This window comes from Streptomyces sp. HB132 (assembly GCF_016909575.1).
Classification (GTDB): Bacteria; Actinomycetota; Actinomycetes; order Streptomycetales; family Streptomycetaceae; genus Streptomyces.
The window spans coordinates 52,728-74,381 of record NZ_JAFBGA010000014.1 but is presented as its reverse complement, the minus strand read 5'-3'; the positions used below and the strand labels follow the sequence as shown (position 1 = coordinate 74,381).

The 21,654-nt window shown below is 69.6% G+C and carries 18 protein-coding genes; 11 read left to right on the top strand and 7 right to left on the bottom strand.

Going from position 1 to position 21,654, the window contains the following annotated elements; genetic code table 11:
• Positions 1-120 precede the first annotated feature (120 nt).
• Positions 121-612, top strand: coding sequence for an ATP-binding protein (locus JOC24_RS25895; protein WP_205022804.1), 492 nt, complete (start codon positions 121-123; stop codon positions 610-612).
• 92 nt (positions 613-704) lie between these two features.
• On the opposite strand, the gene JOC24_RS25890 is transcribed toward JOC24_RS25895, so the two are convergent.
• Positions 705-2,195 carry an oligopeptide:H+ symporter gene (locus tag JOC24_RS25890; RefSeq protein ID WP_205022803.1) on the bottom strand — a complete coding sequence of 497 codons (1,491 nt, stop codon included), beginning with the start codon at positions 2,193-2,195 and terminating at the stop codon, positions 705-707.
• Between the two features lie 488 nt (positions 2,196-2,683).
• Here JOC24_RS25890 and JOC24_RS25885 point away from each other — a divergent pair, with 488 nt between their 5' ends.
• Both JOC24_RS25885 and JOC24_RS25880 read left to right on the top strand, forming a co-directional pair.
• Positions 2,684-3,361, top strand: a complete 678-nt coding sequence (locus JOC24_RS25885; RefSeq protein ID WP_099177243.1) for a response regulator transcription factor — start codon at positions 2,684-2,686, stop codon at positions 3,359-3,361.
• A gap of 14 nt (positions 3,362-3,375) precedes the next feature.
• Positions 3,376-4,644 (top strand): ATP-binding protein, encoded by a 1,269-nt coding sequence (locus JOC24_RS25880; RefSeq protein ID WP_205022802.1) that lies wholly within the window; start codon positions 3,376-3,378, stop codon positions 4,642-4,644.
• Between the two features lie 110 nt (positions 4,645-4,754).
• Here the strand turns inward: JOC24_RS25880 and JOC24_RS25875 are convergent, their stop codons facing one another.
• Complete coding sequence (locus JOC24_RS25875; RefSeq protein WP_205022801.1) at positions 4,755-5,273, bottom strand: GtrA family protein; 519 nt, start codon at positions 5,271-5,273, stop codon at positions 4,755-4,757.
• A 167-nt stretch (positions 5,274-5,440) separates the two neighbouring features.
• Here JOC24_RS25875 and JOC24_RS25870 point away from each other — a divergent pair, with 167 nt between their 5' ends.
• Genes JOC24_RS25870 through JOC24_RS25860 form a run of 3 tightly spaced genes read left to right on the top strand, consistent with a single transcriptional unit; the run spans position 5,441 to position 8,335 of the window.
• Positions 5,441-6,592, top strand: coding sequence for a 5-(carboxyamino)imidazole ribonucleotide synthase (locus tag JOC24_RS25870; protein WP_205022800.1), 1,152 nt, complete (start codon positions 5,441-5,443; stop codon positions 6,590-6,592).
• On the top strand, positions 6,589-7,125 hold the full coding sequence (gene purE, locus JOC24_RS25865; RefSeq protein WP_205022799.1) for a 5-(carboxyamino)imidazole ribonucleotide mutase: 537 nt from the start codon (positions 6,589-6,591) through the stop codon (positions 7,123-7,125). Before JOC24_RS25870 ends, purE begins: the two co-directional genes overlap by 4 nt.
• A gap of 7 nt (positions 7,126-7,132) precedes the next feature.
• Positions 7,133-8,335, top strand: a complete 1,203-nt coding sequence (locus tag JOC24_RS25860) for a dipeptidase (protein WP_205022798.1) — start codon at positions 7,133-7,135, stop codon at positions 8,333-8,335.
• Between the two features lie 78 nt (positions 8,336-8,413).
• On the opposite strand, the gene JOC24_RS25855 is transcribed toward JOC24_RS25860, so the two are convergent.
• Positions 8,414-8,776, bottom strand: a complete 363-nt coding sequence (locus tag JOC24_RS25855; protein ID WP_205022797.1) for a VOC family protein — start codon at positions 8,774-8,776, stop codon at positions 8,414-8,416.
• A 125-nt stretch (positions 8,777-8,901) separates the two neighbouring features.
• Between JOC24_RS25855 and JOC24_RS25850 the strand changes: the two genes are divergently transcribed.
• A complete protein-coding gene (locus JOC24_RS25850) occupies positions 8,902-9,426 on the top strand; it encodes a CGNR zinc finger domain-containing protein (RefSeq protein ID WP_205022796.1) in 525 nt (174 codons plus the stop codon).
• A 31-nt stretch (positions 9,427-9,457) separates the two neighbouring features.
• Here JOC24_RS25850 and JOC24_RS25845 read toward each other — a convergent pair whose 3' ends face one another.
• A complete protein-coding gene (locus tag JOC24_RS25845) occupies positions 9,458-10,801 on the bottom strand; it encodes a UDP-glucose dehydrogenase family protein (protein WP_205022795.1) in 1,344 nt (447 codons plus the stop codon).
• 186 nt (positions 10,802-10,987) lie between these two features.
• Here JOC24_RS25845 and JOC24_RS25840 point away from each other — a divergent pair, with 186 nt between their 5' ends.
• Positions 10,988-12,145, top strand: coding sequence for an acyl-CoA dehydrogenase (locus tag JOC24_RS25840; RefSeq protein ID WP_205022889.1), 1,158 nt, complete (start codon positions 10,988-10,990; stop codon positions 12,143-12,145).
• Between the two features lie 173 nt (positions 12,146-12,318).
• The gene (locus JOC24_RS25835; protein WP_205022794.1) at positions 12,319-13,101 is read left to right on the top strand and encodes an isoprenyl transferase; all 783 of its coding nucleotides are present in this window, start codon (positions 12,319-12,321) and stop codon (positions 13,099-13,101) included.
• A gap of 303 nt (positions 13,102-13,404) precedes the next feature.
• On the opposite strand, the gene drmC is transcribed toward JOC24_RS25835, so the two are convergent.
• The 3 genes from drmC to drmA are packed head-to-tail and all read right to left on the bottom strand — an operon-like array spanning position 13,405 to position 19,618.
• Entirely contained in the window at positions 13,405-14,148 is a 744-nt protein-coding gene (gene drmC, locus JOC24_RS25830; RefSeq protein WP_205022793.1) for a DISARM system phospholipase D-like protein DrmC, read from the bottom strand.
• A complete protein-coding gene (drmB, locus tag JOC24_RS25825) occupies positions 14,145-16,007 on the bottom strand; it encodes a DUF1998 domain-containing protein (RefSeq protein ID WP_205022792.1) in 1,863 nt (620 codons plus the stop codon). The genes drmC and drmB overlap by 4 nt, the downstream gene beginning before the upstream one ends.
• Positions 16,004-19,618 carry a DISARM system helicase DrmA gene (gene drmA / locus JOC24_RS25820; protein ID WP_205022791.1) on the bottom strand — a complete coding sequence of 1,205 codons (3,615 nt, stop codon included), beginning with the start codon at positions 19,616-19,618 and terminating at the stop codon, positions 16,004-16,006. The genes drmB and drmA overlap by 4 nt, the downstream gene beginning before the upstream one ends.
• A 134-nt stretch (positions 19,619-19,752) precedes the next feature.
• Between drmA and JOC24_RS25815 the strand changes: the two genes are divergently transcribed.
• On the top strand, positions 19,753-20,427 hold the full coding sequence (locus JOC24_RS25815; protein WP_205022790.1) for a DUF4365 domain-containing protein: 675 nt from the start codon (positions 19,753-19,755) through the stop codon (positions 20,425-20,427).
• Positions 20,424-21,587, top strand: a complete 1,164-nt coding sequence (locus tag JOC24_RS25810) for a hypothetical protein (protein WP_205022789.1) — start codon at positions 20,424-20,426, stop codon at positions 21,585-21,587. The genes JOC24_RS25815 and JOC24_RS25810 overlap by 4 nt, the downstream gene beginning before the upstream one ends.
• Positions 21,588-21,654 lie beyond the last annotated feature (67 nt).

Sequence of the window (21,654 nt, the reverse complement as noted above, 5' to 3'; positions counted from 1 at the left end):
TGTCGTCACCGATCCGCCGGGCAGGAGACACCCCGTCGAGGTCGTGAAGCCCTCACGCTCTGTATCTGATCAATATCTGTTCGATGGCAACACACGGTGAATCGGTGAGGTGAAGCGCTGATGGGCACCACCCGGCAGCATCCGCCGGGCGACCTCGGCCGCGAGCCGGACGGTACGGGCCCCGCCCCTGCCGTGCCCGCTGAACGGCAGTGGCGCACGCTCTCGCTGAGAGAGGCCAGCGGCATCGTGCCGACGGCCCGCGACTTCGCCCGGCAGGCACTCCACGACTGGGGCTGGCTGCCCGCGTCGGGCGCCGACCGGCGGGCGGCGGCAGAGGACGTCCTGCTGGTCGTCTCCGAGCTCGTCACGAACGCCTGCCTGCACGCGGACGGACCCGAGGAGCTCCGGATCGCCCTCCTGTCCAAGAAGCTCCGGGTTGAGGTCGTCGACGGCGGTGCGGGACAGCCGGCGCCGCGTACCCCGCACCGCGCGGGGCGTCCCGGCGGGCACGGCATGTTCATCGTGCAGCGGCTCTGCCTCGACTGGGGTGTGTCGCGTACGCCCGAGCAGCCCGGCAAGACCGTCTGGGCGGAGCTCGCGGCGCCCGCGTAGCCTTCGGCTCCGCGCACGTCCCTCCACGCGTACGACTCAGGCCCCGCACCGGTCACCGGTGCGGGGCCTGAGTCGTGGAGGCGGCGTCCGTGTCAGCGGACGTTGCCCATGAGCGTCTTGACCTTGCCGCGGTACATGAAGATCGCGACACCCGCGGCGACCGCGAGCGCGGCCTGGAGTGCCACCACCCCGGTGCCGTTGAGCTCGACACCCGCGAGGGACAGCAGGCCCGTGGTGCAGTCACCGGCGGTCACGGCCAGGAACCAGACACCCATCATCTGGCTGGCGTACTTGGCCGGGGCCATCTTCGTGGTGACCGACAGGCCGACCGGGGACAGCGTCAGCTCGCCGACCGTCTGGACGAAGTAGATCGCGACCAGCCACATCGCGGCGGCCTTGTGGCCGTCGCCCGCGATGGTCAGCGGCGCCAGGAAGAGGAAGAACGACGCACCGACCAGCACCAGGCCGGAGCTGAACTTCACGACCGTGCTCGGCTCCTTGCCCCGCCGGTTCAGCGCCATCCAGAAGGCGGCGAAGACCGGGGCCAGCGCCATGATCAGGACCGGGTTGACCGACTGGTACCAGGAGACCGGGAAGTTCCAGCCGAGGACCGAGTTCTCCGCCGAGGAGTCGGCGAAGATCGCCAGGGTCGAACCGCCCTGGTCGTAGATCATCCAGAAGATGGCGGCGGCCACGAAGAACCAGATGTAGCCGGACATCTTCTTCTGCTCGGTCTCGCTGAGCTCCTTGTCGCGCTTGATGCGCGTCAGGACCATGACCGGGATGACCAGGCCGGCGATCGTGATCGGGACCAGCAGCCAGTTCAGCGTGTAGACGCCGGTGACGACGGTGCCGATGTAGAAGACGGCCGCGATGCCCAGCCAGATCATCGACTTGCGCAGCGTGGACGCGCGCTCGTCGGCGGAGAGCGGCTTCGGCACGACGAGGCTGCGCTCGTTCAGGTGGCGGGTGCCGAGCAGGAACTGGACGACGCCGAGTCCCATGCCGACCGCCGCCAGGGCGAAGCCGAGGTGCCAGTTGACGTTCTCGCCCACGGTGCCGATCACCAGAGGCGCCGCGAAGGCACCCATGTTGATGCCCATGTAGAAGATCGTGAAGCCACCGTCACGGCGCGGGTCGTCCGGGCCGTCGTAGAGGTGGCCGACCATCGTCGAGATGTTCGACTTCAGCAGACCGGAGCCGATGGCCACCAGGCCGAGCCCGGCGAAGAAGGTGCCCTCGGCGGGCAGCGCCAGCGTCAGGTGGCCGAGCATGATGACGCCGCCCGCGATGGCGACGGTCTTGCGGGGGCCCCAGACGCGGTCGCCGAACCAGCCGCCGGGCATGGCGAGCAGGTACACCAGCGACAGGTAGACCGAGTAGATCGCCGTGGCCGTGGCGGGGTTCATGTGAAGCCCGTTGGGAGCGATCAGGTAGAGCGGGAGGAGGGCGCGCATGCCGTAGTAGCTGAAGCGCTCCCACATCTCCGTCATGAAGAGAGTGGCCAGGCCGCGGGGGTGGCCGAAGAAGGTCTTCTCCGAACCAGGAGTACTGGCCGAGTCCTTCGTCAGGCTGGACGCCATGGTCGATCCTTGCTGGTCGGGACGCGCCGCCTCGTGAGCCGTACGCGCCCGGTGGGGGGTGGCCGGCACCGGGCGGACGCGCCCCACCCCTGACGCCTCGAGGGGATCCGATCCGGCCACCCGCTCCGTGAGGAGTTCGGGGGCGGGGTCGTGGGACAGACCGCTCCGGGATCCACGCCCGGCGCGCGTTCTCGCGTTCCGGGCCCGGCCCACAGGTCATTCACTGATCGGGGCCGGCGGGAACCGACCCGTACACAAAAGAGACCCTTGGCGCGAAAAGCTGCCCAAAGGTCCTTCGGTGGTGCAACAGGCGTCGAGCAACCATACGACACGACACGCGGGGATATGGAAGGACTTGAGACATGGATCACAGGTGTACGTGGAACCACGTTCGCATATTCGAAGGAGGATGACCGATTCGTGGCCCTGACCCGCAGGGCCTGACCAGTGCTTCACCCCGGCAGGCCCGCGCGGACTACCATCACTGCATGACCCGTGTACTGCTCGCCGAGGACGACGCTTCCATCTCGGAGCCACTGGCCCGCGCCCTGCGTCGTGAGGGTTACGAGGTCGAGGTCCGCGAGGACGGCCCGACCGCACTCGACGCCGGACTCCAGGGAGGCATCGACCTGGTCGTCCTCGACCTGGGGCTGCCCGGCATGGACGGCCTGGAGGTCGCCAGGCGGCTGCGGGCCGACGGCCACGCGGTGCCGATCCTGGTGCTCACCGCCCGGGCCGACGAGGTCGACACCGTGGTCGGCCTGGACGCCGGGGCCGACGACTACGTCACCAAGCCCTTCCGCCTCGCCGAACTCCTCGCCCGGGTCCGGGCCCTCCTGCGCCGCGGCGCCACGGAGCCGGCGCCGCAGCCCGCCACGCACGGCGTGAGGATCGACGTCGAGTCGCACCGGGCGTGGATGGGGGACGAGGAACTCCAGCTCACCGCCAAGGAGTTCGACCTGCTGCGGGTGCTCGTGCGGGACGCCGGCCGGGTCGTCACCCGCGACCAGCTGATGCGTGAGGTCTGGGACACCACCTGGTGGTCCTCCACCAAGACGCTCGACATGCACATCTCCTGGCTCCGCAAGAAGCTCGGCGACGACGCGGCCAATCCGCGCTACATCGCCACCGTCCGGGGCGTCGGCTTCCGGTTCGAGAAGAGCTGACGTACAGAACACTCATGCGCCGTCGACTGATCAACTCCACGCTCGCCGTGGTGCTCGTCGTGATCGCCGTCTTCGGCGTCTCCCTCGTCATCGTCGAGACCCGCACCATCAGCAACAGCGCCCAGGAGAGCGTCGACGCCGAGGCCTTCCGGCTGATCAGCGTCGTCGAGAGCCGGCTGCTCGGCGCCGAACGGATCACCCCGCAGGTCCTCGCCGAGCAGGTGGACCCGAGCCGCTACGCCCGGGTCGAGATCCCCGGGCGGTCCCCCATCGAGGTCGGCGAGCGTCCCACGGACAGCGACGTCACCCGCGCCACGGAGACGGGGGAGCAGGGCGAGAAGGTCACCGTCGAGGAGTCCCGCTCGGCCGTGACCCGTGAGGTCGGCCGGACCCTGCTGATCATCGGCGCGGTGGCGCTGCTCGCCATCATCTCCGCGGTGCTCCTCGCCGTACGCCAGGCCGACCGGCTGACCTCCCCGCTCACCGACCTCGCCGAGACCGCCGAACGCCTCGGATCGGGCGACCCGCGCCCCCGGCACAAGCGGTACGGGGTGACGGAGCTGGACCGGGTCGCCGATGTCCTGGACTCCTCGGCCGAGCGGATCGCCCGGATGCTGACCGCTGAGCGGCGCCTCGCCGCGGACGCCTCGCACCAGCTCCGCACACCTCTGACCGCCCTCTCCATGCGGATCGAGGAGATCTCCGTCACCGACGACCCGGAGACGGTGAAGGAGGAGGCGAACATCGCGCTCACCCAGGTCGAGCGGCTCACGGACGTGGTGCAGCGGCTGCTGACGAACTCCCGCGACCCGCGCACCGGCTCCGCCGTCGTCTTCGACCTCGACGAGGTCGTCAAGCAGCAGATCGAGGAGTGGCGCCCGGCCTACCGCAGCGCCGGCCGCGCCGTCGTCTGCTCCGGCAAGCACGGACTGGAGGCCGTCGGCACCCCGGGCGCCGTCGCCCAGGTGCTCGCCGCGCTGATCGAGAACTCACTGATGCACGGTGGCGGCACGGTCGCGCTGCGTACCCGCGTCACCGGCAACCAGGTCGTCGTCGAGGTCACGGACGAGGGACCGGGAGTCCCCGCCGACCTCGGGGCGCGGATCTTCGAGCGCACCATCAGCGGCCGCAACTCCACCGGGATCGGACTCGCCGTGGCCAGGGACCTCGCCGAGGCCGACGGCGGCCGGCTCGAACTGCTCCAGCAGCAGCCACCGGTCTTCGCCCTCTTCCTCAGCCGGGTCGCGCCGAACCGCAGGGAATCCGTACGGCCGGTGCGCTGAGTGCCCGGGGCCACGTACGGCCGGGTCCGACGGGCGTCAGGGATCCCTACGGCCGGTGCGCCGAAGGGATCGCCGGCCTCAGGTGATCCGTACGGCCGGTGCGCCCGGCGTCAGCGGGGCACAGGGCCGGGCGCTACCTCGTCGGAGGGTCGCCGCTGTTCCAGAAACCGTTCCGCGCTGAGCACGGCCTCCTTGGCCGGCAGCGCCCTGAACACCCAGGTGCGGTACGACCAGAAGCGGAACAGTGTGGCGATGCCGATTCCGACGATCTTGAAGACGTTGCTCTGGACCGGGCTGTTCCACCCGAAGCCGTACGTCGCCACGTAGAGCACGCCGGTCTCGATCACCGCGCCGACGGCGCTGAACAGCAGGAACAGCATCAGTTCCCGCGTCCGGCCGGTCTTGTCGCGGTCCCGGTAGGTCCAGTAACGGAAGCCGACGTAGTTGAAGAGGATGGCGACGACCGTCCCCATCAGCCCGGCCCTCACCACAGGGATCTCCGTGGTGCGCCAGATCAGGTTGGAGACGACCATGTTGACGACCAGCCCGAGTGCGCCGACCGCGCCGAACTTGGCGACCTCCCGGGCCAGCAGCTCAAGCCGGGTCCGCAGTGCGCCCCGTTCGCTCATGGTGATCGCTCAGCCCCGTCCGGTCGGTTTCGTCAACCCGGCCATGCTAACCAGCCCTCCCGTGCGATGCCCGTGTGCCTGCCCGACCACGTGATGAGCCCGGCCCCTGGGAGCTGCCGGGGACCGGCGGGAGAGGGGAGCCCCCGCACGCCCGATACCCTGGACAGGTGACGTTTCCTGTAGTCGGCATGGTCGGCGGCGGCCAGCTCGCCCGAATGACCCACGAGGCGGGTATTCCCCTCGGCCTGAAATTCAAGCTCCTCAGTGACACCCCCCAGGATTCGGCCGCCCAGGTGGTCGGCGAAGTCGTCGTCGGCGACTACCGCGACCTGGAGACACTGCGCGCCTTCGCACGCGGCTGCGACGTGATCACCTTCGATCACGAGCACGTGCCGACCGAGCACCTGCGGGCTCTGGAGGCGGACGGAATTCCCGTCCGCCCGGGCCCCGACGCCCTCGTGCACGCCCAGGACAAGGGGGTGATGCGCGCCAGGCTGACGGAGATCGGCGCGCCCTGTCCCCGCCACCGCATCGTGAAGGACGCGGCCGACGCCGCCGCCTTCGCCGACGAGGTGGGGGGCTTCCCCGTGATCCTCAAGACGGTCCGCGGCGGCTACGACGGAAAGGGCGTCTGGGTGGTCCGCTCCGAGGCGGACGCCGCCGAGCCCTTCCGGGCCGGTGTCCCCGTCCTCGCCGAGGAGAAGGTCGACTTCACCCGCGAGCTGGCGGCCAACATCGTCCGCTCGCCGCACGGCCAGGCCGTCGCCTACCCGGTCGTCGAGTCCATCCAGGTCGACGGTGTCTGCGACACCGTCATCGCCCCGGCGCCCGACCTCGACGAACGCCTCGCCGGCGAAGCCCAGCAGCTGGCCCTGCGGATCGCCGCCGAACTCGGTGTGGTGGGCCACCTCGCGGTCGAGCTCTTCGAGACGCGGGGACCCGACGGGGAGCCCGGCATCCTCGTCAACGAGCTCGCGATGCGTCCGCACAACTCCGGGCACTGGACCCAGGACGGCGCGGTCACCTCGCAGTTCGCCAACCACGTGCGGGCCGTCCTCGACCTCCCGCTCGGTGACCCCCGTCCGCGCGCCACCTGGACGGTCATGTCCAACGTCCTCGGCGGCGACTACCCGGACATGTACCAGGCGTATCTGCACTGCATGGCCCGTGACCCGCAGCTCAAGATCCACATGTACGGCAAGGACGTGAAGCCCGGCCGCAAGGTGGGCCACGTCAACACCTACGGCGACGATCTGGCGGACGTGCGGGAGCGCGCCCGGCACGCGGCCGACTACCTGCGAGGAACGATCACCGAATGACCGCACCAGGTTCCGCCCCCGTCATCGGCATCGTCATGGGTTCCGACTCCGACTGGCCCGTGATGGAAGCGGCCGCGAAGGCCCTCGGCGAGTTCGAGATCCCCTACGAGGTCGACGTCGTCTCCGCCCACCGCATGCCGCACGAGATGATCGCGTACGGCGAGTCGGCGGCGGACCGCGGCCTGAAGGCGATCATCGCGGGAGCGGGCGGAGCGGCACACCTGCCCGGCATGCTCGCCTCCGTCACCCCGCTCCCCGTGATCGGCGTCCCCGTGCCGCTGAAGTACCTCGACGGAATGGACAGCCTGCTGTCCATCGTCCAGATGCCGGCCGGGGTCCCCGTCGCCACGGTCTCCGTCGGCGGCGCCCGTAACGCCGGTCTGCTCGCCGCCCGTATCCTCGCCGCCCACGACGGCGAGCTGCTCACGCGGATGAAGGACTTCCAGCAGGAGCTCAAGGACCAGGCGACGGAGAAGGGCAAGCGCCTGCGCGCCAAGACCCAGGGTGCGGACTCCTTCGGCTTCGGGAAGTAGGCGCCCCGTGACCAGTCCTCGGAATCTCGACCGGGCCCGCCTCCTCCTGGCCGCCCACCCCGTCGTCGACGGCCACAACGACCTTCCCTGGGCCCTTCGCGAGCAGGTCGGCTACGACCTCGACGCCCGCGACATCTCCCGGGACCAGACCGGCATCCTGCACACCGACATCCCGCGGCTGCGCGTCGGCGGTGTCGGCGCGCAGTTCTGGTCCGTCTACGTCTCCACCCGGCTGACCGGCGACGACGCGGTCAGCGCCACGCTGGAGCAGATCGACGTGGTCGGCGAGATGCTGGCCCGCTACCCGGACGACCTGCGGCGCGCACTGACCGCCGACGACATGGAGAAGGCCCGTGCCGAGGGCCGTATCGCCTCCCTGATGGGGGCCGAGGGCGGCCACTCGGTCAACAACTCCCTCGCCACCCTGCGGGCGCTGCACACCCTGGGCGTCCGCTACATGACGCTCACGCACAACGACAACACCGACTGGGCGGACTCGGCGACCGACTCCCCGCGCGTCGGCGGCCTGTCGGAGTTCGGCCGTGAGGTCGTACGCGAGATGAACCGCGTCGGGATGCTGGTCGACCTCTCGCACGTGGCTGCCACCACGATGCGTGACGCGCTCGCCACCTCCGTTGCGCCCGTGATCTTCTCGCACTCCTCGTCCCGGGCGGTCTGCGACCACCCGCGCAACATCCCCGACGACGTGCTGCGGATGCTCGCCGCCAACGGCGGCCTGGCCATGGCGACCTTCGTACCGAAGTTCGTCCTGCCGGCGGCCGTCGAGTGGACGCTCGCCGCCGACCGCAACATGCGGGAACACGGCCTGCACCACCTGGACACGACTCCGGCCGCCATGCGGATCCACGCGGACTTCGAAGCGCTCAACCCGCGCCCGATGGCCACGGTGGCGACGATCGCGGACCACCTCGACCACATGCGCGAGATCGCCGGGATCGACCACATCGGCATCGGCGGCGACTACGACGGCACGGCGTTCCTCCCGCTGGAGCTGGAGGACGTCTCGGGCTACCCGTACCTGATCGCGGAGCTTCTCACGCGCGGCTGGTCGGACACCGACGTGGCCAAGCTGACGTGGCAGAACGCCGTGCGGGTCCTGCGTGAAGCGGAAGCGGTGTCCCGCGACCTGAGCGCGCGTGTCGGTCCGTCCCACGCGACGATCGGCGAGCTGGACGGGCCGCTGCGCTGACGTCTTGACCGGACCGGGCGGCGGGGCGGCGGGGGCTGACACGGCCCCTGCCGCCCCGCCGCTTGCGTGGACCGGTCCTCAGCAGGCGCACAGACAGAACGGGTGCCCCGCGGGGTCGGCGTACACGCGCCAGGCGCGTGACGGCTCGCCCGCCTCCAGCAGCGTCGCCCCCAGGGACAGCACCTCCCGCTCCGCCGCGTCCAGGTCCTCCACCGTCAGGTCGAGATGGAACTGCTGCGGGGCCTCGGCCCGCGGCCACTGCGGCGGTACGTGACCGGGCGCGGCCTGGAAGGCCAGCGCCGTGCCGTCGTCCGTCTTCAGGTCGACCCAGCCCTCGCCGCTGTCCTCGGTCCTGCCGCCGAGCACCTGGGCGTAGAAACCGGCCAGGGCGACGGGGTCGGGGCAGTCCAGGACGACGGTACCCAGCTTGGCGACGGTCATGACGTCTCCTTCTCGGATCGGAACCGCGACGGGGAGCGGCGGACCGCCGCCACCCTGTTACCGGCTCAGGCTCTCAACAGGTAACGGTTACTGCATGCTCCCGCAAAGGCGGTAACCTCGCAAGCATGAATGAGAAGGCGGCTGCCCCCGGGGGACTCGCCTTGATGGAGAGCCTGGTCAACACGCTGGACGTGGAGACCGGCGCGGACACCCTCGGTACGGAGGAAGGGCGCGCGGCCTTCGGTCTGACCGAGGCCGACGTGGCGGAAGCGCGAATACTGCGCGAGGCGCTGCGCGCGGTCTGCCTCACGCACGCCGGACACCGCCCGCCGGAGGGCTCGGCGGCGCCCCCGCTCGACCGGCTCCTCGCCGCCGCACCGCTCCGGGTCGCCGTGGACGCCGCCGGTGGCGCCGCGCTGCGTCCGGTCGCCGAGTCTCCGGGGCTGACGGCCCGGGTCGCCGCGGCCGTCGCCGAGGCCGCGGCCGACGGCACCTGGGCACGGCTCAAGGCGTGCGAGGCCGAGGACTGTCGTTGGGCGTACTACGACCGCAGCCCGGCGGGGCGCCGCCGCTGGTGCTCCATGTCGGTGTGCGGAGCCCGCGCCAAGATGCGTATGTACCGGGCCCGGCAGGACACGGAAGCGGGCTGAGTCGGATCCGTCCGGCCGCGGCCCTGGCGCGTCAGGCCTTCGGGCGGCCCATCGCCCGGTACGTCCACCCGGCTTCGCGCCACACGGTCGGGTCGAGCGCGTTGCGGCCGTCCAGGATGATCCGCTTCCCCGCGGCCTCACCCAGCGACGCCGCGTCCAGCTCCCGGAATTCGCGCCACTCCGTCAGGTGCAGCACCACGTCCGCGCCGCGCACCGCGTCCAGCGCCGTGTCCGCGTAACCGAGCGTCGGGAAGAGGCGGCGGGCGTTGTCCATGCCCTTCGGGTCGAAGACGGTGACCTGGCCGCCCTGGAGGTGGATCTGCCCGGCGACGTTCAGGGCCGGGGAGTCGCGTACGTCGTCCGAGTCCGGCTTGAAGGTGGCGCCCAGCACTGCGACGCGCGTGCCCAGGAACGACCCGCCGCCCACGGCCTCGCGGGCCAGCTCCACCATGTGACCGCGCCGGCGCATGTTGATGGAGTCGACCTCCCGCAGGAAGGTCAGCGCCTGGTCCGCGCCCAGCTCACCGGCGCGCGCCATGAAGGCCCGGATGTCCTTGGGCAGGCAGCCCCCGCCGAAGCCGATCCCGGCCCGCAGGAACTTCTTCCCGATGCGCTCGTCGTGGCCGATCGCCTCCGCGAGCTTCACGACGTCGCCGTCGGCGGCCTCGCAGACCTCGGCCATGGCGTTGATGAAGGAGATCTTGGTCGCGAGGAAGGAGTTGGCGGAGGTCTTCACCAGCTCGGCGGTGGGGAAGTCCGTCACGACGAAGGGCGACCCCTCGGTGATCGGGCCCGCGTAGACCTCGCGCAGCAGCTTCTCGGCCCGCTCGCTCTCCACGCCGACGACGATCCGGTCCGGGTGCAGCGTGTCCTTCACCGCGAAGCCCTCGCGCAGGAACTCGGGGTTCCAGGCCAGCTCGGCGCCCGTACCCACCGGGGCCAGCTCGGTGAGCCGCGCCGCCAGCCGGGCGGCGGAGCCCACCGGGACGGTGGACTTGCCCACGACCAGGGCGGGACGGGTCAGCTGTGGGGCCAGCGACGCGAAGGCGCTGTCGACGTAACTCATGTCGCAGGCGTACTCGCCGTGCTTCTGAGGAGTGTTCACGCAGACGAAGTGCACATCGCCGAACGCGCCGACCTCCTCCCAGGAGGTGGTGAACCGCAGCCGCCCGGTGGACCCCTCGATGCCCGCGACGTGCTTCTGCAGGATCTCCTCGAGCCCCGGCTCGTACATCGGCACCCGCCCGGCCGAGAGCATCTCGACCTTCTCGGGCACGACGTCGAGCCCGAGGACTTCGAAGCCGAGTTCCGCCATGGCCGCGGCATGGGTGGCGCCGAGGTAGCCGGTGCCGATCACGGTGATCCTGAGGGCCATGGGTGCTCCTGAACGATGCGGACAGACGTGCGGACCGAGCATATCCGGGGCCTGCGGAGCACCTGTTCCGAGACGGCTTCCGCGGCTGTCGGCAAGCTCACGTGCCCCGCCCGTATGCCTCCGCCCGCCGGTGACACTAAAATTGGGTTACTTAACGGTAGTTAGCATTCTTGGGGAGTGAGCGTCTTGGCGGGTTCGACCGATTTCGACCTGTACCGTCCGGCCGAGGAGCACGACATGCTCCGCGAGACGATCCGTTCGCTCGCCGAGGCGAAGATCGCCCCGCACGCCGCCGCGGTGGACGAGGAGGCCCGCTTCCCGCGGGAGGCCCTGGACGCACTGGTCGCCTCGGACCTGCACGCGGTCCACGTCCCGGAGGAGTACGGCGGCGCGGGCGCCGACGCGCTCGCCACGGTCATCGTGATCGAGGAGGTGGCCCGTGTCTGCGCGTCCTCCTCCCTCATCCCGGCCGTGAACAAGCTGGGCTCGCTCCCGGTGATCCTCTCCGGCTCCGAGGACCTCAAGAAGAAGTACCTGGGCCCGCTCGCCAAGGGCGACGCGATGTTCTCGTACGCCCTCTCCGAGCCCGACGCCGGCTCGGACGCGGCGGGCATGAAGACCAAGGCCGTCCGCGACGGTGACTTCTGGGTCCTCAACGGTGTGAAGCGCTGGATCACCAACGCGGGCGAGTCCGAGTACTACACGGTCATGGCCGTGACGGACCCGGAGAAGCGCTCCAAGGGCATCTCGGCGTTCGTCGTGGAGAAGTCCGACGAGGGCGTCTCCTTCGGTGCCCCGGAGAAGAAGCTCGGCATCAAGGGCTCCCCGACGCGCGAGGTCTACCTCGACAACGTCCGCATCCCCGCCGACCGCATGATCGGCGAGGAGGGCACCGGCTTCGCCACGGCGATGAAGACCCTGGACCACACCCGAATCACGATCGCGGCCCAGGCGCTCGGCATCGCCCAGGGCGCCCTCGACTACGCCAAGGGCTACGTCCAGGAGCGCAAGCAGTTCGGCAAGCCGATCGGCGACTTCCAGGGCATCCAGTTCATGCTCGCCGACATGGCGATGAAGCTGGAGGCCGCCCGTCAGCTCACCTACTCGGCGGCCGCCAAGTCCGAGCGCCTCGACGGCGACCTGACCTTCTTCGGTGCCGCGGCCAAGTGCTTCGCCTCCGACGTCGCGATGGAGGTCACCACGGACGCCGTCCAGCTGCTCGGCGGCTACGGCTACACGCGGGACTACCCGGTGGAGCGCATGATGCGCGACGCCAAGATCACGCAGATCTACGAGGGCACGAACCAGGTCCAGCGGATCGTCATGGCCCGCAACCTGCCGTAATCGCCACCTCGCTGTGCGTGCGACGGCCCCCGGCCTCGAGCCGGGGGCCGTACCCATGGGTGCGGCGGGTGCCAAGTGGCCTGTGGGGCACGGCGGTCGGGGCTCGGTGGGAGCGCGCCGTACGCCGCTGGTAAGGTCCGCGGAGGCTGACCGCGACGTGATGGAGTTGGTTCGTGAAGCTGCTCCCGCTGTTCCTCAGACGGCCCATAGAGGCGGTGTACGAGCGCCGACTCGCCTCCACGCTGGTGGGGCTGCCACGCCCGCAGCACGTCGGGGTCATGCTCGACGGCAACCGGCGCTGGGCCCGCCAGGCGGGCCACACGGACCTCCGTGAGGGGTACCGGGCCGGCGGCGCCAAGGCGACCGAGTTCCTGGACTGGTGCACGGCCGCCGGAATCGAGCGCGTGACCCTGTTCATGCTGTCCGACGACAACCTCGGACGCCCCGCCGAACAGCTCGGTCCACTGATCGAGATCATCAAGGAGACCGTCCAGGACATCACGGCCGCCGGCCGTCCCTGGGAGGTCCAGGTGATCGGCTCGCTCGACCTGCTGCCCGGCGCCACCGCCGAGGTCCTCAAGGACGCCACCGCCACGACGGCCGGGCGCACCGGACTCAAGGTGGACATCGCGATCGGCTACGGCGGACGGCGGGAGATCGTCGACGCGGTCAAGAGCGCCTTCGCGGCGCACATCGCGGCCGGCGGCGACCCCGCCGAGCTGGCCGAGCGGTTCGACATCGACGACATCTCCCGGCACCTGTACTCGCCGACCGCCGACCACACCGACTTCATCATCCGGACGTCCGGCGAGCAGCGACTGTCGGGCTTCCTGCTCTGGCAGTCCGCCTACGCGGAGATGCACTGGGTGGACTGCTACTGGCCGGCGTTCCGCCGCGTGGACTTCCTGCGCGCGATCCGCTCGTACGCGGGACGGCAGCGCCGGTTCGGCAAGTGACGGCGGTGCCGGCGCCGACCGGAACGCCCGAGGCCCCTCACTCGTGACGGGGGTGGGGCCTTCGAGAACAACGGGCTGTTGCTCGTGTTCACCGTGCCCGTTCAGGGGGGTGAACGCCCTCGTCGACCAGTTCCGTTGCGACAGACCTCGGACAGCGCGGCGATCTGGGGTCCCAACTCAAGCAAAGCCACTCTCGCCCAGGGCTGAAGGAGCTGGATGGGCTCTCGACGTCGAGGACGGCGGTCTGGCAGTTCTGTGACGGTAAGGCGGACGTCCTGGAGACCACGGCGTACCCGTCCTGTGTCACCCTCGTCGCAGATAGCGGGCCTCTGGGCCGGTGAGCCAGTGGAGGTGGTCGACCAGCCGGCCGACCACTGCCGGGTCCCGCAGGATGACACCGATCTCGACATTGTCGCTCAGTGCACGCCCGGTCATGTTGGCGCTCCCCAGGAGCGCGGTGTGGCGGTCGGCGGCAATCACTTTGGCGTGCAGAGTGCTGCGTGCGGAGTTGTGCGCACGATGCCAGATCCGGACGCGGTCTCCTAGAGGAGCGAATGCCTGAGCTGACGAGGTCGACTCCTCGAGGATCAGGTCGATTCGAACGTTGCGCCCAGCAGCAGCTCGAAGCTCTGTCACGATTTCGGCGATGCCGTAGGCGGCAAAGCTGGCGATGAGCAGTGAGGTTCGCGACGAGCGTATGACGTCGATCGCTATGCCGCTGGTGAGGCGGATGGGAATGGCGGAGCTCGTCGGGCCGCTCACGACGAGCTCCGTGGGCGGCACGTTGCCTGACGCGGCCGCTGCAGCGACGGCCAGGGACAGCGCGAGTGCCGCCCCGGGGAGGGGAGGTGCTCCATCCCTCCACCCTTCCCTGATCGCGTTCAGCTCTGCGGGAAGGCCGGCTGCCGGGTGGTCCGCGGACCAGCGGTCCAGGAGGGAGTCGCTCGGGCCGTCAGCAGCACGTAGACAGGCACAGAGGTCCGTCAGTTGGGCCGCTGGAAGACGTTTGCCGAGCGCCGCGAGAAGTTCCGGCAGCCGGTCGGTCACGACAGGAACGCGCCGAGGTCTCCCGCGAGGGTCGCCACGAGGAGAGCACGGTCCAGGTAGTGGTTACCGCGTTCGCACGACGTCTCGGCGGCGAAGAGACAGGCGTGGCAGGCCGCCCCGTGCAGGCGCCCGTGGACGCGAGGGTCGTGCTCGGCACACATGGGGTCCGAGCTGCAGAGCCGTGCTTCTTCGACAGCCTGTTCCATGACGGGTCCGAGCCTGTCCCTCCGCCCGAGTGAGACGAGGCCTCCCAGGGTGCCCTCGCTGTCCGGGGCTGCCGTGTAGAGAAGGATGCCCGCCATGGGGTTCTTGCCGGAGCGGGCGTACACCCGCTCCGCGATTCCGGACGCGCCGTAGCCGCATTCCAGGGCGAACCCTCGTATCAGGACGTGGGCGAACGTATGGAGGAGTACGTAGCGGATGCCGGGCCACTGGGGATCGAGTCCGCGCGCCAGACACCACGTCACGTGTGCGGCCTTGAGGACCTTCTCGCGGGCGAGGACGTCGGGCCGCTTCTCCCACTCCTCCAGCCGCTCTTCCCGGAAGGCGAGAAACACCCCTTCCCCCCGCAGCTCTGCGCAGGGCACCCAGGTAGGAGGTTCCTTGGAGAGAGACGCAGCCTTGACGACCGGATCGTCGTCATGGTCCAGCGGAAGCCATTCCGGGGCGTCGATCCGGGTGAAGCCGGTGAGTGCGGAGACTTCGCGCAGGCGGTGGACGAGGATGACCCGCTCCAGCCACGGGGCTGCGGTGGCGGGAACCTTCTCGGGCTCAGTGGTGAAGTCGGGGAGTTCGTAGCGGTGCGGTGCGGTGAACGCCTCCCATTCGGGTGTCGCCAGATCGAAGCCCTCGTCGTCGGGGACGGGACCACCCGAGGGCGCGGCTGCGGAGGCAGCCTCATCGGTGACCGCCTTCCACACCCTGTCCACCCCGTACTCCTCCAGCATCGGCCAGCACGACTGAGTGGGAAGGAGCATCTTGGCGGCCTCGGCGGGGACGGGGGCGAGAGGGGCCAGCAGCCTCCAATGCTCACGCACGGCCTGAGTCAGTGGTTCATCGGCCCTGGGCAGGCTGAAAACCCTCAGCTGCGATGCGAACCAGCTGTTGGTGGCACCGAGCGCGATCGTGCGCACCTTCTCGCTGCACGCTTCGAAGGTACCCAGGTGGGGGTGGTGGCCCCGACACGCGGGCAGTTCCTTCTCACCGCGCTTGCCCATGGCCTCCGCCATGGAGCGGTCGGCTACGTTCGGGCAGGAGCACTGCACGAAGATGTTGGCGGCCTCACCTGTGGTGCCGCGTTCGACGAGACTGAGCGTGCAGTCGTGCGCGGATTTACCACCTCGGTGGACGAAGTACTGCCAGGGGAAGTCGTCCATGTGCCCGTCAGGACAGGCGATCAGGAACCGGGCGGGGACGGCAGTGGGCCGTCGGCGGCCGGTGCCGAAGCAGGTGTGGACGTAGCGGGTGTTCTCGGGGCGGTAGACGTGCTCTTCGAGCTCGAACAGCCCGGAGGAGGCGGGCGACAGTTGGTTGCACTGCTCACGTGAACAGCGCAGCCACCGAGGGAAGAGCGCCACCGGGACACCCACGCGGGTCCATTCCCCGAAGGGGTCGGAAGACTCCTGCATCTGCGGCGGGGTCCGCAGAGTCGTGACCTGGGATCCCAGGCGTCTGCGGACGGCGGCGAGTAGGCGGTCCTCGGTGAGCTGCGTGGCCTGTACGAGCTCCCAGTGGTCCAGGCCCAGGATCATGGTGGAGAGATTGGGCAGGTCCGCCACCGCTCCCACCCCGTAGGTGTGCAGCAGCTGGCTCGGGCGGAGCTCGCCCACCCGCAGTGCTCCGTTGGACGGTGTGCTCACGGCTGTCCCCAGAGTGTCTCGGTGCTGTCGGAGGTGTCGTTCGCGGGACGCGGCACGAACGGCGGTTCGGTGACCGGGTCCTGTCCGACATCACCGACGAACATGAGCTGCACAGGCGGTTCCACCTCACGGAGCGAGGTGGGACAGGTCATGAGCTGCCATCGAGTGCCGTCGGGCTTCTTGAGCAGTGAGGTGACGTCGGCCTGGCGCGAGACGGTGGTGTAGCCGAGGACGGCACCGGGGGCTTTGCGCCGGTGATCCCAGTGGTCGAGTCTCTGCTTGAGGCGTAGGACGAGCTCCTGCGCCGTGTGCGTGGTGTCCGTGACGTCCTCGGCACGCCGTTGGAGGGAGCGCACGACGTGGTCGGCGAGTTCGCCGCGGATGTCGAAGGACTGGGCTCCCCGGTTGCCGTTGTACTGCTGCTTCAGGTTGCGGACCAGGGATGTCAGTACCCCGGTGAGGCCCCGGTCGAGGGCGCGGTCCGCGAACGGTGTGACGGAGAGTGCTTCCACGTGCTGATAGATGGTGGCGTGGAAGGACTCGAACGTCTCGTAGTGGGACAGGTCGCGAGGGCGGGCCCAGTTGAGGACGGTGAAGACCAACCCCGGGGCGCGGCGGCCCACTCGGCTGGTGGCCTGGATGTACTCGGCCGTGGACTTGGGCTGGTTGTTGACCACCATTGCACCGAGCCGTGAGACGTCGACTCCGACGGCGATCATGTTGGTGGCGAGCAACACGTCGATGGGGCGTGCCGCGCCCCTCTTCCTCGTACCAGTGAAGGTGAGTTCGAGCTTCTCGAGGATGTCGGGGATGGCGTCCGAGGACATCCGTGAGGTGAGCTCGGCGGGTTCGCCGATGTAGCGGGTGGCGAGGCTGCGCCTGTCGGCGCGGGTGAGCCGGGTGGAGATGTCGTCCTCCACCAGCCGGCGCATGCCGCCCAGGTCGCGGAGGCTGTTGAAGTAGCCGACGAGTGTCATGTACGGGTCGGTGAGGTCGGTGTGTCCGTATCGCTTGTGGAGCAGCTCGGCCGCGGCGAGCTGGGCGACATACACCCGGATCGCCACGGACTTGGTCCGTACTCCTTGCGCGCAGATGCCGACGTAGCGGCGGCCGGGCTTGTCCTTGGTGTCCCGGCGGCGGGCGAAGAAGTTGTCGTCCGCACTCAGTCCGGGGGGTGGGAAGACTGCGGTCCGGCGGCTGAACAGGTCGTTGATCTGGCGTTCGGCCCGGCGCACCGTGGCGGTGGAGGCGATGACCTTGGGCCTTACGGTCCGCCCCGGCTCGACGTCCCAACTGGCTAGTCGGTCGATCGCGGCCTCGTAGAGCCCGGTCAGGGAGCCGAGGGGGCCGGAGATCAGGTGGAGCTCGTCCTGGACGATGAGGTCCGGCGGGCGCACCCGGGAGACCTCGATCGTCGTGGCGGCCGGGTGGTGGGGGTGTGCGGGATGGCTGTGGCGCTCCCATTCGCTGTCCGCGGCATCGGCCGTGACGTAACCGTGGCGGGTGCAGCGCTTGGAGACCTGGCCGAACAGCGTCTGGGTCTCGCCCTTCCACGGGAGCTGGGCGAACTTGTCGACCGTGGCGATGACGAGGCTGGGAGGCAGCCGGTAGATCTCCTCGTCGACTACCAGGACGGGAAGCCCGCGTTCGTCGGCGGGAACACCGAAGGCACCGTCTCCGAACGGGCAGGCGAAGACATCGGGACACGTGATGAAGGTCCGGCGCAGAGTGGTGTCGACGGTGATGTCCCGGCCGGCGTCCATCTTGGTGCCGCACCAGGGGCAGCTGGTGAGCTGATGCGGTGATCCGGAGCGGCTGCGCCGGCCGCGTCCCTTGTCCTTGCGGCGGTCCTTGAGCCAGGTGCTCGCCTGGTCGGTGTTGTTCGGGGTGACGCTTCCGCCGACCCACAGGCCGATCCGGAAGGGGACGGTGCCCCACAGAGTGGGGTCCGTCCGGCGGATCGTCTCGCAGGCGCAGATGAGGGCGGCCGCGCGCTGGAACTGCTGAATGGTGAGCAGCCGCAGCGTGTAGCGCATGAGGACGGCCACACCGTGTTCGGCGTCCAGCCCGCCCAGGTCGGGCAGCCTGCGGCGTATGGCCAGGGTGAACGCGGTGAGGCCGAGATACGCCTCCGTCTTGCCACCACCGGTGGGGAACCACAGGAGATCGGCGAGGGCCGCCCTCCCCTCGTCGGTGCGCTCGGAGTGGCCCGGGTCGGCGAGGGAGGGGAGGTTGAGCAGGATGAATGCCAGCTGGAACGGGCGCCAGCTCCGGTTCCGGGGCTGATCGGCGGCGAGCACCGCGGCGTCGAGGGGCAGGTCGGGGTCACGCCGCCGGTCGGCCGCAGCGATCGTGTGGACGCGCTGCTGCCACATGGCCCGGTTGGCGAACCGGAACGCGTCCAGGCCCGGACCGTCGTGGAGCAGCCGGATTCCCGCCTCGATGCGGTCGGCGGCCTCTGCGGCACGTCCGAGGTTCTGACGGGCTTCGACCTCGAACCCTTCGAGCCGGGCCTCGGGGTTATCGATGTCCTGGCGGGTCCGCTCGATCCAGGCGCGGTATCCGTCCACGAGAGGAAGCAGAGCGCCGTGCAACGCGTCGGAGGAGAGTTCGGAGAGGACCTGCATGTCGAGGACGAGGCCCTGTAGTTCGACCAGGTCCTTGTCCTGTGGGCCGAGTGGGTCGGGTACGTCGGTGTGGGGGATCTCGTAGCTCGGCGCTGCGGCGGTCGTGATCACCGAAGCCCGCATCGGGTCGTCCTGGCTGGGTTCGGAGTGCACCCCCGTGCCGTGACCGACCGCGAACTCGGGGAGGAAGCGGTACCCCATGGCAAGCGAGCGTCGCTCCGCGCGCTCCGCGGGATCGCTGCCGGAGCGCACCGTGGCACGACGGGGAAGGAAGGGGGCGCTACCAGGTGGCCCGCTGACCGTGAGCTCGGCCTGGAACAACCAGTTGCGCGAACCGCCCTGCACGTCCTGGGCGTTGACGAGGAAGATCGAAATGAGTCGATCGCCCTCATACATCCGGGCTCGACCGCGGACCACTACCCCGGGAAACGCCTCGGGCAGCACTTCCCGCGTCTCGATCGTGCCGTCGGCGAGCAGCTTCACGGGCACGGTTCCCGTATGTGCCGTCCGGTGCCAGACGGCGCGGTTGCCGGTGTATTCGGGGTCCTTGGACGGGCCAGGCTTGTACTGGGCCCAGGAACAGTGCACTTGCAGTTCGTCCACGTCCCCGTCGACGCGGAACGTGAGCCCGAGGCTGGACGGCTGGAGGCTGGGGACGTTGGGCGAGGCTGGATCCGGATCACCCTCCTCGGCGTCCGGTACGCCGGCAAGGGGAGCTTCGTCGACCTGGGCCGGCTCCACAGGCATGCCGGACAGCCGTGTCTCTCCGCCCACGACGACGCCGCCAGGCGCCAGGCGCCCGATGATGTAGTGCTCGGCGGGATTGCCCTTGAGCTCTTCCTCCGGACCCCCGATCGGTCCGAGCAGGTCCGTGACCACCAGATCTGCGAGCTCGTCGCGAAGCTTCTGCGGACTGGGTGCGTCGAGGACGGGCCCGGCGTTCGTGCTGCCGGTCCGGGACGGAGATTCGGGTCGCTGGCTCACCCCGCTCACGATAGGCGCGGCCGCTGACACAGGGAGGTGAATCGGGCCGGAATCCGATCACACCGTTTCGGGTCGTCGGGGGCCACGGATACTCTGTGCGACCGGTCGGAGCCGAGCGCGACATGGGGGTGTGGATGAACGAGCGTCCGGCGGCACGTCGTCACTACTACGGCGTGCCGGTGCAAGGGGATTCCGGCGAGTGGGATGCGACGGGCACCCCGGCATCCGCAGCGCTCCCCCATCCCACGGAACCTGCCGCGGCGGCGGGTGCGCCGACCGAGCCCTGGCTTGAGCCTGTTGCCATGGGTGACACCAACCACAAGGGCGATTTCGGCGAGCAGTTCGTCCGAGCGCTCGCCACGGCGGCGAATCTCAACGTGTCCAGTTCACGCGACCGTTTGGGCATCGACTGGGAACTGACCTACCCGGGGCGGGGCGGCACAAGGAAGTTCCCTCAGATCCACGCCCAGGTGAAGTGCTGGAACCGGCCGGACGAAACCGGTGAATCCTGGCGTTATCCGCTGCGTGTGCACAACTACAACCTGTTGTCCGGACGGGACTTCTATGTGCCGCGTTTCCTGTTCCTCGTCGTCGTGCCGGAGGATCCCGGTGAGTGGGTCGAGGCGACCCACGAGGGCCTGCTCCTCCGGCATGCCGCCTATTGGGCCTGCTTCCATGACAACGACCTCACGGACCGGCCCAGGAACAACAGCCTGACGGTGTCCGTCCCGAAGGCCAATCTGCTGACGACGGAGACCTTGCACGATCTCTTCGGCCCTGAGTTCCAAGAGAAGCTGGGGGTTTCATGATTGCGATCTCCGAGGCCGAGTTCAGCCGGGCGAAGGACCTGGCCACGACCTCCCTGCTTCGCTATCTGCGCGGACGTGGCTGGTCCCCCTCGCGGAACTACGGGCGTGGCCAACTGTGGGTGCTGCCCGTCACCGGTGACTCGGGCGAACCGTATGAGGTGCTGGTCCCGTTGGACCGGACGCCACGCGACTACGCAGACCGGGTCGCCGACCTCGTGGAAACCCTGTCCGTGGTGGAGGCTCGCAGCCCGGCCGACGTCCTGCGCGAGATGTCGCTGCCGTCTGCGGACTGGCAGTTCCTCCGGCTCACTCCGCCCGGCCCCGCAGGCACCGTCCCTTTGACCGAAGTGGTACCCGCCCTTGCGGGGCTGAAGGACCTGATGACGTCTGCTGCGGCTGCCGAGGCGTCCCCCGAGCCGCAGCCGGTACAGCCGGCCCAGAAGCCACAGCTGGTCAAGGATCATGTGGCTACGGTGAGGCTCGACCAGACCAGGGTGGGCAGTTATGTGGTCGCGGTTCACACGCCGCTTCCCGAACTTCCCGCCCAGGGCTATCTGTTCGACGACGATACCCGTAGTGAGCCCTTTGCCAGGCGGGTCTCGAGGAGGCTGTACGCGGCGCTCGTCTGCGCTCGGGAGGCAGCCGAGACCAGCCTGCGCGACGATGCGGTGGCCGACTTCGCGCCCTACGTTCCCGGCGGCCTGTCGGCGAATCTCTGCGAGGCCCTGGTCCGGATCGGCGGAGACGAAGGGCCGGGCTTCTCCCTCGACTTCACCTGGTCCTCCGATCTGCCGATGGAGCGCCCGACCGAGCGCATCAGGCTGGCCCGCCCGCAACTCACCGCGTTGGACGCCGGGGCCAAGGACCTACGGGCCCGGCTGGGGAATCGGGGCATGACCCTGCATGGCTCGGTGGTGCGTCTGCACCGGGAGCTTCCCCATGGGCCAGGAGCCGTGACCGTTGCCGGATCCTTCGAGGACCGGGACAGAGGCCGACTACGCCGGGTCAGGATGACGCTTGACCAGCACGAATACAGCAAGGCCGCCGAGGCGCATCGCCGGGGGGACGAGGTGCTGGTGCAAGGGGATCTGACCGCCTTGGGCAACGCTGCGCGTCTGGAGAACATCCGGTCGTTCGTCGTGCGACGTGTGTCCGAGTGAGTGCTTGCGGAATTGGTGCACGGGTGCCCCCTGGGTCGTCAGGGCTCGGGGGCGCAGATACTTCAAG